The 15,605-nt window shown below is 40.3% G+C and carries 10 protein-coding genes, 2 tRNA genes and 1 pseudogene; 6 read left to right on the top strand and 7 right to left on the bottom strand.

Annotated features, from left to right (window positions below):
- Positions 1-192, top strand: a pseudogene (locus tag ACXM0J_RS08800) (LysR family transcriptional regulator); the annotation flags it as partial.
- Positions 193-255: 63 nt separating this feature from the next.
- On the opposite strand, the gene ACXM0J_RS08805 reads toward ACXM0J_RS08800, so the two are convergent.
- The 4 genes from ACXM0J_RS08805 to ACXM0J_RS08820 all read right to left on the bottom strand — a co-directional run bounded on the left by ACXM0J_RS08805 (position 256) and on the right by ACXM0J_RS08820 (position 5,962).
- Positions 256-331, bottom strand: a tRNA-Lys gene (locus ACXM0J_RS08805).
- A gap of 22 nt (positions 332-353) precedes the next feature.
- A tRNA-Lys gene (locus ACXM0J_RS08810) sits at positions 354-429 on the bottom strand.
- A 184-nt stretch (positions 430-613) separates the two neighbouring features.
- Complete coding sequence (locus ACXM0J_RS08815) at positions 614-2,455, bottom strand: long-chain-acyl-CoA synthetase (RefSeq protein ID WP_086265086.1); 1,842 nt, start codon at positions 2,453-2,455, stop codon at positions 614-616.
- Between the two features lie 189 nt (positions 2,456-2,644).
- Positions 2,645-5,962 carry an Rne/Rng family ribonuclease gene (locus tag ACXM0J_RS08820; protein ID WP_086265079.1) on the bottom strand — a complete coding sequence of 1,106 codons (3,318 nt, stop codon included), beginning with the start codon at positions 5,960-5,962 and terminating at the stop codon, positions 2,645-2,647.
- 721 nt (positions 5,963-6,683) lie between these two features.
- On the opposite strand from ACXM0J_RS08820, the gene ACXM0J_RS08825 reads away from it, so the two are divergent.
- The 4 genes from ACXM0J_RS08825 (at position 6,684) to ACXM0J_RS08840 (ending at position 9,711) form a co-directional block, all read left to right on the top strand.
- Entirely contained in the window at positions 6,684-7,616 is a 933-nt protein-coding gene (locus ACXM0J_RS08825) for an RluA family pseudouridine synthase (protein WP_005066005.1), read from the top strand.
- Positions 7,613-8,287, top strand: coding sequence for an HAD-IA family hydrolase (locus ACXM0J_RS08830; protein WP_086265078.1), 675 nt, complete (start codon positions 7,613-7,615; stop codon positions 8,285-8,287). Before ACXM0J_RS08825 ends, ACXM0J_RS08830 begins: the two co-directional genes overlap by 4 nt.
- A 73-nt stretch (positions 8,288-8,360) precedes the next feature.
- Entirely contained in the window at positions 8,361-9,056 is a 696-nt protein-coding gene (locus ACXM0J_RS08835; RefSeq protein WP_086265077.1) for a helix-turn-helix transcriptional regulator, read from the top strand.
- A gap of 49 nt (positions 9,057-9,105) precedes the next feature.
- The gene (locus ACXM0J_RS08840; RefSeq protein WP_086265076.1) at positions 9,106-9,711 is read left to right on the top strand and encodes a glutathione S-transferase family protein; all 606 of its coding nucleotides are present in this window, start codon (positions 9,106-9,108) and stop codon (positions 9,709-9,711) included.
- A 61-nt stretch (positions 9,712-9,772) separates the two neighbouring features.
- Here the strand turns inward: ACXM0J_RS08840 and ACXM0J_RS08845 are convergent, their stop codons facing one another.
- Together ACXM0J_RS08845 and hcaR are read right to left on the bottom strand one after the other, a co-directional pair.
- Complete coding sequence (locus tag ACXM0J_RS08845) at positions 9,773-10,450, bottom strand: DUF1345 domain-containing protein (protein WP_086265075.1); 678 nt, start codon at positions 10,448-10,450, stop codon at positions 9,773-9,775.
- A gap of 264 nt (positions 10,451-10,714) precedes the next feature.
- Positions 10,715-11,620 (bottom strand): DNA-binding transcriptional regulator HcaR, encoded by a 906-nt coding sequence (hcaR, locus tag ACXM0J_RS08850; RefSeq protein WP_086265074.1) that lies wholly within the window; start codon positions 11,618-11,620, stop codon positions 10,715-10,717.
- Positions 11,621-12,275: 655 nt separating this feature from the next.
- On the opposite strand from hcaR, the gene ACXM0J_RS08855 reads away from it, so the two are divergent.
- Positions 12,276-13,328: an MBL fold metallo-hydrolase gene (locus ACXM0J_RS08855; protein ID WP_086265073.1), complete on the top strand. Its 1,053-nt coding sequence runs from the start codon at positions 12,276-12,278 to the stop codon at positions 13,326-13,328.
- A gap of 65 nt (positions 13,329-13,393) precedes the next feature.
- Here the strand turns inward: ACXM0J_RS08855 and katG are convergent, their stop codons facing one another.
- Positions 13,394-15,550 carry a catalase/peroxidase HPI gene (gene katG, locus ACXM0J_RS08860; RefSeq protein WP_086265072.1) on the bottom strand — a complete coding sequence of 719 codons (2,157 nt, stop codon included), beginning with the start codon at positions 15,548-15,550 and terminating at the stop codon, positions 13,394-13,396.
- Positions 15,551-15,605 lie beyond the last annotated feature (55 nt).

Here is a 15,605-nt window from a genome sequence, read left to right on the forward strand (position 1 = left end):
CAACTTCCATACTACGATGTTCAGGATAAAATCGAGCAGGGAACTTTAGTTGAAGTACTAAGTGCCTATACCGCTCAATCACTTCCACTTAATATTTTATATCCGAATAGAAGTTATATTCCTAAACGTTTGGAAATTTTTATGGAATGGGCTAGGGATGTTCTATATAAGAAGTGCATCGTCATCTTTTAGTCATAAAACTAAAATACATTAACAATAAAAAAAGCCTCTCGAACTGAGAGGCTTTTTAGAATTTGGTGGGTCGTCCGCGACTCGAACGCGGGACCAACGGATTAAAAGTCCGCTGCTCTACCAACTGAGCTAACGACCCAAATAGGTTCAAAACAGATAAGTGGTGGGTCGTCCGCGACTCGAACGCGGGACCAACGGATTAAAAGTCCGCTGCTCTACCAACTGAGCTAACGACCCTGAACAAACATTCAAATATCATTTGAATGTGAAGTGCAAGATAACTAAAAGTTTTCTAACACCACCTTTGTTTTGATGTCGCGTATTTTAGCAAGTTATTCAACTAACACAAGAGGAAATTTAAAAACATTTGCATGATTGCCTATAAAAAGCACGATTTCCTCTTGTTTAGCTAAAAAATGAACTAAAAACGGTATTTATAGGCCTGAATGTTGTCAAAAATTTCAGTTGTGATGTCACAGTAACTGCTTGCACCAGGCAATAAAGCGAGTAAACGTTCAGAAGTTTTGCTTGGATTAAACGCATCTTCCTTCAATTTATTCTTTTGGTACTTAAAAGTACCTGTAGTTTCAACTTTAGCTTGTATACGTAAAAACACTGGTACCGCATAAGCAGGTAAGCATTTTTTAAATACAGTCACCATTTCTGTTAAATCAGCGTCATTTAACTCGGCACCATCAGCAAGTGTGATTGCTGCCATACCTGCACGACCATTGGTATTTGGAATTTCTACACCATAAACGACAGCTTCAGCGATCTTGTCATATTCACACACCATGTTTTCAACTTCGGTGGTAGATACATTTTCGCCTTTCCAGCGGAAGGTATCGCCTAAGCGGTCAACAAACTGGGCATGACGGAAACCAATATTGCGGACAAGATCACCTGTGTTGAAATATGAGTCACCTTTTTTGAAGACATCTTGCATAATCACAGATTTATTCTTTTCTGGGTCGGTATAGCCATCAAATGGGGAGCGACTGGTAATTTTGCCTACCAATAAACCGACTTCACCTGCTTTAACTTTTTTACACCAGCCATTTTTATCGCGTATTGGTTCGTTTTTCTCTTTATCAAACTCAATAATTGCGTATGGCGTAGGGGAGAAGCCTACTGTGTTGTCAAAGTTGAAAATATTACTAAAGCCAACGTTACCTTCACTTGAGGCATAAAGCTCAAGAACTTCTTGAACGCCAAAACGTTGTTTGAATTTATCCCAGATGTTTGGACGCATGCCGTTACCAATCATTTTGGTTACACGGTGAGCACGGTCAAGCTCTGTAGTCGGAGCATCCATCAAGTAGCGGCAAAGTTCACCTACATAACCGATTGCAGAGGCATTAAACTTCTGAACATCTTTCCAGAAAGCACTGGTTGAATATTTACGTCGAATGGCAAGGGTAGAGCTTCCTGCAATCACACCACACCAGCAAACAACCACGCCTGTTGCATGATACAGCGGCAAAGTTACATACATCACATCATCTGGACCAAGGTTTAAAATGTGGCCATAAGTGCCATATGCGAGTGTCCAGCGACTATGTTTAAAAATAACTGCTTTTGGTAATCCTGTTGTTCCCGAAGTATAAATATAAAACAGACCATCATTACCATGAACAGAGTGTGTGGTCGATGGGTTGAATTTTGGAAATTGATCAATTTCTATTGCAAGATTGGCATAACCTTGAGGTGCTGTTCCCGCATTTTGACGTGTAGCCTGATCTGCAAACCAATGAAAACGGTCTTTAGGAACATTTAGGTCCTGACGAATTTCATCAATTACAGCTCGAACTTCTTCACCTGCAATGACGGCAATTGGTTTTACAAGATTGATACTATGAGCGAGGACTTTACCGACTTGAGATGTATTCACAAGCGCAATAGTTACCCCAATTTTAGCTAGGCCCACAATAGTGGCAATAAGCTCAGAACGGTTCTCAACCATTACGGCAATCACATCACCTTTACGTGCGCCGAGAGATAAATAATAGTGAGAAATCTGGTTAGCCCATTCATTTAAAGCTTCGTATGAGTAACTTTGATCTTCAAATAATAAAGCAATACCTTTCGGATTTCGCTTAACAGCTTTCTCAAAAGCTACACCTAATCCAGTTGGTGTATTTGCTGTTCTTAAATAAGCCTGTTTAAGACCATTCAGGATATGGGGTACTTTGGGAATGAAGCTAGGAAGTCTGGTGGCAACATCCCCAAGCGTAATGATATCGGTCTGTGTTGTCTGGCTCATATCAATCCTATTTATTTTTCGATCAATCCAAAAAGGTTGTGTTGGCAAAAGTACAGTATTTTCATGGTTCACCATGCTTTTAAAACTTTTCTTCTAGTGCAATCAACCTAATTGGCTAAAAATAACAAAAAAAACCTAGTCATCGAAATGACTAGGTTTGTTTAAATTAGCTGCAATTGAGCAAATGATTTACTCAGCTACAGGATTTGCTTTCTTTGGTGGGCGACCGCGAGGGCGACGAGGACGACTTGGTTTGTCCTTATCAGCTTTAGAATCTTCTGATTCACTCTCGGCAGGAGCTTCAGTTGGCTCTACAGCTTGTTCTGTAGCTGCTTTGGCTTTTGCAGCTGCTTTTGGCTGTTTTGCAACTGGAGCTTCAACTACAGTTTCAGTTGGTGTTTCTACGCTAGCTGCTACTTCAGTTTCCTGATCAAGCTCAAGCGGTTGCTGTTTTGATTCAGCAGGTACTTGTGCTTCAGCAGTAGCAACAACAGTTTGTTCTACAGATTCAGCTACAGGTGCAGCTTCTTCTGTTGCAGAATGTTGCTGTTTGACTTGCTCAAAAGCTTGTTCAGCAGCAAGTTTCGCTAGACGACGACGTTCACGTGGGTCATTAGCAACACGCGGTGTCGCTTCTTTTGGTGGCGTCAACGCAAGTACTGGTGCAGGTTCTGCTTCTTGTGAAGGCTTGTTGCTTGGAAGCTCAGCATCACGAGTAACAGGCTTTTTGTCTTCAGCTTCCGCTGGAACTTCAGTTACTAGAGTACTTGCATATTGCTCTGCAAATTTCTGCAATGCACGATTGAATGTTGGAACTAAACCAAACTGTTCAATCAATACTGTGCAGTCTTCACCGTAAACATGACGAATCAAGCTACCAATTGTATATTGCGCCAACGTTGGAATTTGCGATGGGGCAATTGATGGTGCAGCAGCTTTAGCACGTTTTGCATTGCGTTGTTCACGGCGACGCATACGAGGATCATTACTTGCACGCTGAATTTGCGGTTGAGTTTTTTCAGCCTTTGGTTGAGGAGCTTCTGCTTCAGCAGTTACTGTCTCTTCCACTGCCACAACTGGTGCTGGAGCTGGTTCTTGAGTAGCTTCAACAACAGGTGCTTTTTCAGTACGTTCAACAGGTTGCTCAGGCGTTAAAGCAATAATTTCGCTTTGTGCTTGATCAACATTGATGACTAAGGCTGTATTCATGACTTCATGCTGTGGAGCATCAATCAAATCAACCTTAATTTGTTTTTCATCAACAACTGCTGGTGCCGGCGTATTTTGATTTTCATTTAATACGCTTGGATCGCGGTGGCGATTCGGGCGGTTTGGACGTTGTTGATTATTACGATCACGACGTGGTACAGCATGTTCAGCTTGTTGCCCATCATTTTGATGTTGCGCATGCGGCTGATCTTGTTGTTGACGCTTTTGTTGACGTTTTAATTCACGTTGCTCTTGGCGTGATAACTGTACAACTTCTTCATGAACCTGTTGTTGCTGTGGTTCTTGATTGTGATGATGTTGATGTTGTTCACGTTGCTCTTTGTGCTTACGTTTTTTGTTGTTTGGACGCTGCTGTTGTACTTTATCGTCTTTTTCAACATTCTCACGTGTTTCCTGTTTAACAGGAGATTGAGAAATATAAGCATTGTTAGATGGAGCCGAAGTAGCTTCAGCAACTGCTGGTGCTACAACTTGTCCAAACTGCCCACGGCTAACAGCGCCTGTATTCACCATTTGTTCAATTGCGGCAGCAGCATTTTGTGCTGAGCGAGATTGATCAACTGTTTGAGCTTGTTTTTGAACAAACAGGTTTTCTAACCATGCACAAGGACTTGCTGCTTTTTGAGCGCTTGCCTGAGCAGCAGGTTGAGCTGCTTGATTTGCTTTCTTTTGGTTAGCTGCGTTATTGGTAGCAGGAGCAGCATGAGCATGGCCATGATCGGCTTCTTCTAAATGCCATTCAGAAGATTCATAACCTAACTCTTTTTCACTTGAACGAGTTGCTTCAGTACGTTCGTAGCTAGATGGCGCAAATCCATCTGGATTGTACTGAATTTCGTAGTGAGGTGTTTCTAAGTGCGGGTGAGGTAAAACAGTCACACGAACACCAGAAGTTTGTTCTAAGTAAACAAGACTATGACGTTTTTCATTGAGCAAGAATGCTGCAATTTCAACAGGTACTTCTACTTGTACTTCACCATGACGTTCACGAAGCGCGATTTCTTCTACTTTGCGCATAATTGAAAGCGAAAGTGAGCGTAAGTCACGAACCATGCCTGTACCATGACAGCGAGGACAGACATAGCCTGTTGCTTCTTCAAGAGATGGGCGTAGACGTTGACGGCTCATTTCCATTAAGCCAAAACGAGACAATTGACCGAACTGGATACGGGCACGATCGCTTTGTGTTGCTTCACGAAGTTTTGCTTCAACCATGCGCTGGTTGCGCTCTTTAGTCATATCGATGAAGTCGATTACAACTAAACCACCAATGTCACGAAGACGAAGTTGGCGAGCAATTTCTTCTGCTGCTTCTAAGTTAGTATTCAGCGCAGTTTCTTCAACGTCATGTCCACGAGTTGATTTTGCAGAGTTAATGTCGATTGAAACTAAAGCTTCAGTCTGGTCAATTACGATTGAACCCCCAGAAGGAAGTTTTACTTCACGCTCATAAGCAGTTTGAATTTGGCTTTCAATACCAAAATGAGCAAATAATGGCTCGTTTAAAGTATAAGTTTTGAGTTTGTCTAATTGACGTGGCATCACTGCTTTAACAAAGTTATAAGCTTCGTTATAAGCCTGTTCGCTATCAATTAAAATTTCTGCAACATCATCACGTAAATAATCGCGGATAGCACGAGTAACAACACCAGCTTCTTGATGAACAAGCATTGGAGAAGGACCAGAGCTTGCTGTGCCTTGAATTTGAGCCCAAAGGTCTAGCAAATGCTGTAAGTCTAACTGTAATTCTTCTTGGGTACGGCCAATACCAGCGGTACGTACAATAACGCTCATACCACGTGGTAAATTTAAAGAAGCTAAAATTTCTTTTAATTCTTCACGTACAGAACCTGAAATTTGACGACTAATACCGCCGCCTTTCGGGTTGTTTGGCATAAGAACCAAATAACGTCCTGCAAGTGAAATAAAGGTAGAAAGGGCCGCACCTTTATTGCCACGTTCTTCTTTTTCGACTTGAACAAGTAATTCAGTACCTTCAGTGATAAGTTCACGAATGTTTGAAGTTTGTCGTGGGTCTGCTTGGAAATAACTGTTAGCAATTTCGCGCATAGACAAGAAGCCTTGACGGCCTGCGCCGTATTCAACAAAAACAGCTTCTAAAGAGGGTTCTACGCGGGTTACATGGCCTTTATAGATATTGGATTTTTTCTGTTCTCGGGTACGATTCTCTAAATCAAAATCGTAAAGACGATTACCAGTGATAAGTGCAACGCGGACTTCTTCTGCGTGAGTTGCATTAATCAACATACGTTTCATGGGTGTGACACCTAATAGTGACCCACACAAACATATCGCACAAACTTAAAGGTTCTGAACGAACATCGAACATGACGGATCATTTCCCAGATCTCAAAATATTTGTGGTCTGAGTCATCTGTTACCGGCTACATTTAGCCTTAGCTTCGATTCTCGTCTGTGATGTAGGCAATACTGCTTCAACCTTTAAATCGGACTTCCTTAGTGCTTCACTGGCGGGTGAGCGGTGCATTGGTTAATGACTTTCACTGTCATTGGGCGCGAAGTGACTTCTTTTTGGAAGTTTGATACGGAATGCTCATCGTATCGGTGCTTTCGGCAGTTCCAATGCATCAACGCTTTAGCCTGAAGGCAACATTAAGGAGCGATTTGTCTGATGTGTATCAGTTTACGTTCCATAACCAACTAGAGTTGGTAACATATTTTTTTGAACAAACTGAATTAAACGCAACAGTTTGTCATTTTGCCGATATAATAAGCCTTCGGCGTCGGCATAATTCTTTAGGACCAATCCGAGCTGGTGATGAAAGCATCATTTTGATTGAGGTTTCAATCAGGGAAATTCCCTATTAGATGTTCACTTACGGCGGTATCCGTGCGCTGACTATATCAAACCTTGCAGCATCTGCCTATGGGCTAAGCTTAGATTTCTTGTGAAAAAACTAAGCTAATCGGTCATTTATTAATCAAATTTAGCAAAATTTCAGGTTTAAATATTAGTATGAATTCTACACAGCAATGGCAAAGTGTCACTTGGTTTGAGGTGGATGAACATCAAGCAGGACAGCGAATTGATAATTTCCTGTTTTCGCGTTTAAAGGGTGTACCTAAGAGTCGTATTTATCGTTTGATTCGTGAAGGTCAGGTTCGAGTAAACAAAAAACGTATTAAAGCTGAGACCAAATTAGAGATTGGAGATCAGATTCGTGTTGCACCTATTCGCTATGAACAAAAGGATGAAACCGCTGCTCCTGTGAGTGATAGTGTAGCACAAAGCCTACTCAGCCGTGTGGTCTATGAAGATGAAGGCCTGTTAGTCATAAATAAACCATCAGGTATTGCTGTACATGGTGGTAGTGGTGTGGCGTATGGTTTGATTGAGGCTTTACGCGCAGCGACAGGTAAGAAATATTTAGAACTAATCCACCGCATTGACCGTGACACTTCTGGTCTGGTCATGATTAGCAAGAAACGTAGTACTTTAAAGCTGCTACAAGATATGTTGCGTGAGCACAAAATTCGTAAGACTTATGCGGCAATTGTAAAAGGTCAGGTGAGTCTCGATAAACAACTCATTGATGCTCCTTTATTTCGTTACGAGCTAGCCAATGGCGAGCGTCGTGTACGTGTATCTAAAGAAGGTAAGCCAAGTAAAACCGAATGGGTGGTTGCAGAGCGTTTTAAAAATGCAACTTTAGTTCATGCATCGCCGTTATCAGGCCGTACTCATCAGATCCGTGTCCATGGTTTAAGTATTGGACATCCGTTGTTGGGTGATGATAAATATGGACACACCACTGAGTACGCAGGTCCGCAGGCACGACGTTTATGTTTACACGCGATGCGTTTAGATATTCCGGGTTATCCACCGATTGAAGCGCCGTTACCAGAAGACATGACCCAGTTATTAAAGGCTTTGAGAGTAGCAAAATGAGTCTGAAAACCGAATTAGTAATTTTTGACTGGGATGGAACTTTATATAACTCTGTTGGTCAGATTGTTGCGAGCTTACAACATGCAGCAGAGCAACATGAATTGCCTCTAAGCGATGAAGCCGCAAAAAGTATTATTGGGTTAGGCTTGCCTGAGGTTATGCAGACCTTATTTCCAGAAGCGCCAGAATTGCATGACTCGATCTTAAAAGCATATGGCGATCACTATATCGCGAACTCGACAAATGATGCATGGTTTGAGGGTATTTCTGAACTACTCCATGATTTAAAAGCCCAAGGTTTAAAACTTGCCGTAGCGACGGGTAAAAACCGTCGTGGGTTAGACCGTGTAATCGCAAAAACACAGAGTACTCATCTTTTTGATGTAACTCGGGCTGCCAACGAGACGCGCTCAAAACCAGACCCGCTCATGTTGCAAGAAATATTAACAGTCACTGGGGTGAATGTTGAGCAAGCAGTCATGATTGGTGATAGTAGCTATGACCTTGAGATGGCACAGCGTTTAGGTATGCCACGTATTGGTGTCGGTTATGGCGTGCATTCCGTTGAAGTTCTGCAAAAGTTCCAACCTTTAACGATTGCTAAAGATGTACAAGAGCTTCACAGCTTTTTGAGAGGATACGCTCAATTATCTACTGTCGATGTAGCGTAGTTTAGAATGATAGAAGAAGAGGGATTTATTCCCTCTTCTTTAAATTAAATAACAAAACAATAAGAAGAGAAAAATGAGCCGTTCAATTCGCCTATTAAATCTTTTACAACAACTCCGTGAAGCTCGTTATCCAGTTACTGCACAAGTCTTAGCTGAACGCCTAAACATTAGTGTTCGAAGTGTCTATCGGGATATTGATAGCTTACGTGAGCAAGGTGTAAGAATCGATGCCTCAGCAGGTCTGGGTTTTCAGCTCAAAGAGGATATTTTATTACCCCCAGTGACATTCAATGAAGACGAAGCTGAAGCTTTATTTTTAGCTTTAGAATGGTTGAAAGATGTTCCTGATCAGTCATTAAAATCTGCTGCAGTTTCAATTTATTCAAAACTTTATGCGGTTTTGCCTAAACATCGAAAACATCTACTCGATGATATGACCTTGGGTGTCGCACATTATTGGCATCCAGTTGATGCGGCTCTGGTGGAGCAGGTGCGTATAGCCATTCGTAATCAAGTAAAAATAAAAATAGATTATTGCGATGAACAAAAACGGTTAAGTGAACGTTCACTTTGGCCTTTTGCTTTAGGTTATTTAAACGACAAAGTAGTACTGGCTGCTTGGTGTGAATTGCGTCAGGCATTTCGCCACTTTCGAATAGATCGTATCCATCAGCTTCATATTAGCCAAGATATATATCCCGAATTTAAAAAGCTTCTGTTCCAAAAGTGGTGGAAACAGGAAATGCAAAAGGCTACTGACAAAAACTGACAAAAGTTATTTGTACACTAGGAACTACGATAAACAAGGAGCAATAAGAATGAGCCTTAAACTTTATACTAACAAAGAGTCACGTGGTGTTGTTATTGACTGGCTTTTGGTCGAGTTAGGTGTTGAATGTGAACGAATTGAAGTCGCATACAAGACCGAAATGAAATCACCTGAATATTTAAAAATTAATCCTTTTGGAAAAGTGCCGGTATTGGTAGATGGCGATGTCGTGATTTATGAGTTGGGTGCAATCTGTGCTTATTTGGCTGATAAGTTTTTTGAGAAAGGTTTGGCTCCTGCTTTAGATGATCCGAAACGTGGTTTGTACTATCGTTGGTTATTTGTGATGGCGGGTCCTTGGGAGGCTGCAGGTGTTGATAAAGCTTTAGGAATAGAAGTATCACCTGAGCAAAAGATGTTTGTTGGCTATGGCGATTACAATGATGCTTATCAAGCTTTAGTTCAAGGATTGAGTGAAGCAAATCCGTATGTATGTGGTGAGCAATTTACTGCAGCTGATGTAAGTGTTGGAGCAATGCTTTTATGGCAATTAAAAATGAAAACAATTGAATCACACCCAGCCATTGAACGTTATATTGATGCGATTAAACAGCGCGAAGGCTTAAAACAAAGTACGATGGGGCAACTGTTGTAAACTTAATATTCTTAAAAGCCATCCAAATGGGTGGCTTTTTTTATTTTCTAAATACGTCGCTTTAGTTGGTAAGAAAGCCAGCAGCAACGTTAATACAGATCGCCAAAATGGTGGTATTAAACCCAAAAGACAATACTGCGTGAAATAAGTTTAAAAGGCGCATATGCTTGGTGGTAATTGACACATCGGCAGTTTGCGCAGAAGTCCCAATAATATAACTAAAATATAGAAAGTCAGGATAAGTTGGTTGTTTTGTCTCTGGGAAATCTAATCCTCCATTTTCCTCATTTCTAGATAAGGCCATATAAAAATCATGGGCATAATGTAGAGCAAAAACGGTATGCATAAAAAGCCATGCAGAAACAATCGTCAGTAAAGCTAAGGCTACATGGCCTAACTTAGCAGAACTCTCTGAAGGAAGCTGTGACAGTTGAATCAAAATAGCAACCAGAGACATGGTTAAGGCTAGTAAAACAATCAGCATAATGACCCATTTGCTTTCATCTTGTTTTTTAGCTTGCTGTTGCATTTGTGAATGATCGGCACTTTTCATGAGTTGCCAAACATGGAGTAAATATATGCTAACCGAAGCATTCCAACTGACTAATAATATAGTTGACCATTTCCATGAAGTTAACCATGTCAAAATAATAGCGGTGACAATTCCTATAAATAAGGCGATAAAGAAATGAGGACGGTTTAGTACACTACGTCCAAGATGTTGAAATAATCCAACCATTTTTCTAGTCTCCTTTATTACGGGGTAAATATATTATTTTTTATTAAATGGTGAAAATAATATCTGGTTTTATATGAATTTTATTGCGGGGTTTTTTATTTATATCCATGAGATATTTAAAGTGCCTACTAGGGAACATAGAACAATATTGTGAATTAAACTAGTTATGAAAAGTATAAATAAATATAAAGAATATTTATTTATACTTTTTTATATAGATAATCTTATTAATCATGTGTTTAATAATAAAATCATTTTTGATAATTAAGCGTGGCTTAAGTTTTTGTCTAAATGAAATACTTTGGTGAGTTGGTCAATGAATTTTTGGACACCTAAGGACTGTGAGTTTCTACGGTAATTTACGAATAAATCAATCGTTGGTAAGTCGACATCAAGTGGGCGAACAATTGTATTTTTGATTCCTAATGGAGCCACATAGGCAGGTAAAATTGTACACCCTAAGCCAGAGCCAAGAGAGTTAATATTAAACAGCATGCTATCTGCTTTTTGAACAATATTGAGTTCGATATTATGAGTTCTAGCGAAGTCTAAAATAGTATTATGTAATGTTTGTGATTGCTCAGCAGCTGGAATAATGAAATCAATTCCTTGTAAGGCATGAACAGGAATTCGATCATACTGAGCAAGTGGGTGGTTCTTTGGAAGTAGGAAAATCAAGGGTTCAGTCAAAACGAATTGACTTTGAATTTCATCATTATTTGTATTTTCACGGGTAAATGTAATGTCCAGCTCTCCTTTTTTTAAGGCTTTAAGCTGTTCGGTATTATTTAGATTAGATAACTCAATGGTGAGGTCGGGATGTTGTATTCGCAGATTGGGAAGAACGTAAGGAAAAATCTTCATTTCTGCAATGGGCACGAAACCGATACGTAACAATTGCTGCTTAGCTTTAGAAACCTGTCGTGCCATAGCGACCGCTTTTTCAGCTTGAGCAAGAGTGAGCCGAGCATGTTCTAAAAATACTTCTCCCTCTTCTGTTAACTCAACTTTACGTTTTGTACGATTTAAAAGGCGTACGCCAACATCTTCTTCTAAATCTTTAATTTGTTGGCTAAGAGAAGGCTGTGCAGTAAAAAGTTTAAGAGCGGCTTTACTAAAATTTAATTCTTCAGCAACGGTAATGAAATATCGGAGATGGCGTAGTTCCATAAGACTAATCCAAAAAATGTCTTACTATGATTTAAGTGAAGTATAAAGCATAAATAGATATAGCGTGAAGGTGATTTAGGTATTTATAAAATAAATGGAATTTTAATTTTCATTAGATAATTAATATAGGAATATAAGTTTAAATAATTCATAAATTATATTAATTATTCGATCATGAATACAATTTTTTTACTTAATCAAAGAAAAAATTAAACGTTTTAAATATTCATACAATTAATTCTCATATTATGCAAAAATAAAGAATAATAAATTAAAATTATGAAATATATTTCTTTGGAACTTCACAGGCTGTAAGTGTTACTAAATATTTTGTGCTATAGGTTGTCAAAATATTTTAAATTGGAAAATTGAGGACTACGAAAGTAAAACAGAGCAAATCTATGATCACTTTAGGTGATTTATATTGTTATGTTGTACAAGATATCTTAATAAGAATAGTAATTGTCGAAGCATAAACCCAACACATCTATGTGTTTTTTATGGCACTCTAATTCAACTTATGTTGGCTATGACTACGATAAAAGGGATATTTATATGATAAATAAGTGTAAGTACCATAGCTTAATTTGTTTTAATCGTTAAGATAGAAACCTGAACACATCCATTCTGCTGCTGCTAAAACATAGAAAAGCCCATGAAAGACAAGCCGACATTAACATATCAATTGCCGACTCAGTCCTGTTGGACGCATACATGGATAAAACCTCCTTTTTATCATCCAGAGTCAGGGCGTGAATCAGATACGCGGTTTTATAACCAGCAGCCTAAATTACCAGCTAGAGGCTCAAAAGAGCTATTACGTTGGTTAGTTACGCGTGAGTCTTTCACGTGGAAAGTGGATATTCAAAATGAATATGAAGCACGTGTTAATACGCCAATTGCTTTGCCTCAAAACCGGCCTCATGCAGACTTAGATGATTGGCAAGTTTGGTTTGTTGGGCATGCAACAGTATTAGTTCAGATCGGGCCTTATAACTTTATTACTGACCCAGTATGGTGTGATTATGCAAGTCCTTCACATGGACGTGGGCCACGCCGTGTGTGTCCAGCGGGTTTTGCTTTAGAACAATTGCCGACCATACATGGAGTTCTACTCAGTCATAATCATTATGATCATATGGATTTAGCTACACTTGAGTGGCTGCATAAAAAATTCGCTATGCCTATTTATACAGGCCTTGGAAATGGATTTTATCTACCTAAAGATTTTCATGTGATTGAAATGGATTGGTGGCAAGAAATTCCCTATCACGAATTAAGAATAATCTATACACCTGCACAGCATGGCTCAGGGCGTGGTCTACGTGATCAAAATAAAGCACTCTGGGGAGGCTTTTCGGTTGTAGCTAAAACTGGCCATTGTTTCTTTGCTGGTGATACCGGTTATGCAGGCCATTTTAAGCAAATTCATGCACGTTATGGCGCACCGCGTGTTGCCTTGCTTCCAATCGGTGCTTATGAACCTCGTAAGTTAATGAGCTATGTTCATATGAATCCTCAAGATGCTGTTCATGCTCATTTAGATTTACAAGCTCATCGTTCTCTTGCAATTCATTATCGAACTTTTCAGTTAACTGATGAAGATCGGGAAGATCCGGAACATGCTTTAGCTCAAGCAATTAAAGCTTCATCAAAGCTTGCTAATCCCTTTTATTGCATTCGGGAAGGGCATAAATTGACTGTCTAAAACTCGGTTACTTTATATTAAAAAGCCAGTTCAAATTGAACTGGCTTTTATTATTTTGACTTTAATTAAGCTAAGTCAAAACGATCAAGATTCATCACTTTAGTCCATGCTGCGACAAAGTCTTGAACAAATTTTTCTTTACCATCTGCCTGAGCATAGACTTCGGCCAACGCACGTAAGATTGAGTTTGAACCGAAGACTAAATCATTACGCGTTGCGGTAAATTTTACTGCACCTGTTTTGCGGTCTTTGCCTTCAAATACTTCGCTTGTTGAATCGACAGGTGCCCATACAGTAGACATGTCGAGTAAGTTCGTAAAGAAGTCTGTACTGAGTACACCAACCTGTTGGGTAAATACACCATGTTGCGAACCATCCCAGTTGGTGCCTAGTACACGTAAACCACCAATCAATGCAGTTAATTCTGGTGCAGTCAAAGTCAATTGTTGTGCTTTATCAATTAATAACGCCTCAGTTGCTGCACTGACTCCCTCTTTTTTCCAATTCCTAAAACCATCTGCAAGGCCGAGAAGTAATTGGAAAGATTCGACATCGGTTTGACTTTGTAATGCATCAACGCGACCAGGAGCAAATGGAACACTAATATTAAAGCCCGCCGCTTGAGCGGCTTGCTCTACACCAATGTTACCTGCAAGTACAATTAAGTCAGCCAGTGACAATTGGGTAGATGCTTTGAGTTCTTCAATTTTAGTTAAAGTCTCAACAGCTTTTTTATTTACTTCCCAACCACGTTGTGGTGATAAAGCAATACGTGCACCGTTTGCACCACCGCGTTTATCTCCACCGCGGAATGTTGACGCGGAAGCCCAACCAAGCGAAACCAATTCGCCAGCAGATAGCCCTAGTGCAACGATTTTTGCTTTTGCATCAGCAATGCTTGCAGCAGATGGTATAGCGCTCGCAGCTGGTAATGGATCTTGCCAAATTAAATCTTCAGCAGGAACCTCTGGACCTAAATAACGTGCTTTTGGACCCATATCACGGTGAGTTAATTTAAACCATGCTCGAGCAAAAGCATTCGCGAAAGCTTGTGGGTCGTTAAGGAAACGACGAGAGATCTTTTCAAACTCAGGGTCAAAACGTAAGGTCAAATCTGTAGTAAGCATCGTTGGCTTACGTTTAATTGACGGATCGAAAGGATCGGGGATGATCGCTTCAGCATCTGCCGCTACCCATTGAATTGCACCAGCCGGTGAGCGCTCTTGTACCCACTCGTATTTGAACAGGTTTTCAAAGAAGTAGTTGCTCCATTGTGTTGGCGTTTGTGACCAAATGACTTCTAAACCTGAAGTGATTGCATCTTTACCGACACCTGTACCAAAGCTACTTGACCAGCCAAAGCCCATCTGTTCAATTGGCGCTCCCTCTGGATCAGCTTGAACGTGGTCAGCAGAGCCAGCACCATGGGTTTTACCTAAAGTATGGCCACCTGCAATTAAAGCAACAATTTCTTCGTCGTCCATTGCCATGTTGCCGAAAGTGGCACGGATAAATGGTGCAGCTGATTTAGGGTCACCGCTGGCTTGTGGACCTTCAGGGTTTACATAAATTAGACCCATTTCGGTTGCAGCTAAATTGCTACCTTCTAGTGCTTCAGAGTTTCGATGAGCTAACCATTCTTTTTCATCACCCCAGTTTACATCGTTGTCTGGCTCCCAAACATCTTCACGACCTGCACCAAAACCAAAGGTACGGAAGCCCGAAGATTCAAGTGCGATGTTTCCAGCAAGAATAAATAAATCTGCCCACGATATTTTTTGACCGTATTTTTGCTTAACTGGCCATAATAAACGGCGAGCTTTATCTAAACTCGCATTGTCAGGCCAACTATTTAGTGGTGCAAAACGTTGTTGACCACGACCAGCACCGCCACGACCATCACCCATACGATATGTACCGGCAGCATGCCATGCTAAGCGAATAAATAGGCCTGTATAATTTCCCCAATCGGCTGGCCACCAATCTTGGGAATCTGTTAACACATTTTTGATATCAGCTTTGAGTGCGTAATAGTCGAGTTTTTTAAATTCTTTACGGTAATCAAAATCGTTACTGAGTGGATTAGAGCGTTCTGAATGTTGGTTTAGTAAGTCAACGCGTAGTTGTTTTGGCCACCAATGTAAGCTAGGCGTGCCACCACCGATCGTTACCTCTGGTTTTGATTTATGGCCTGAAAAAGGGCATTTTGATTCGTCTGACATGGTTATATTCTCTCTGGGTAATAATTATTGAGCTCTTGATAAAGTAGTAGGGCTC

Source organism: Acinetobacter sp. GRABPA_MV_2, assembly GCF_056725885.1.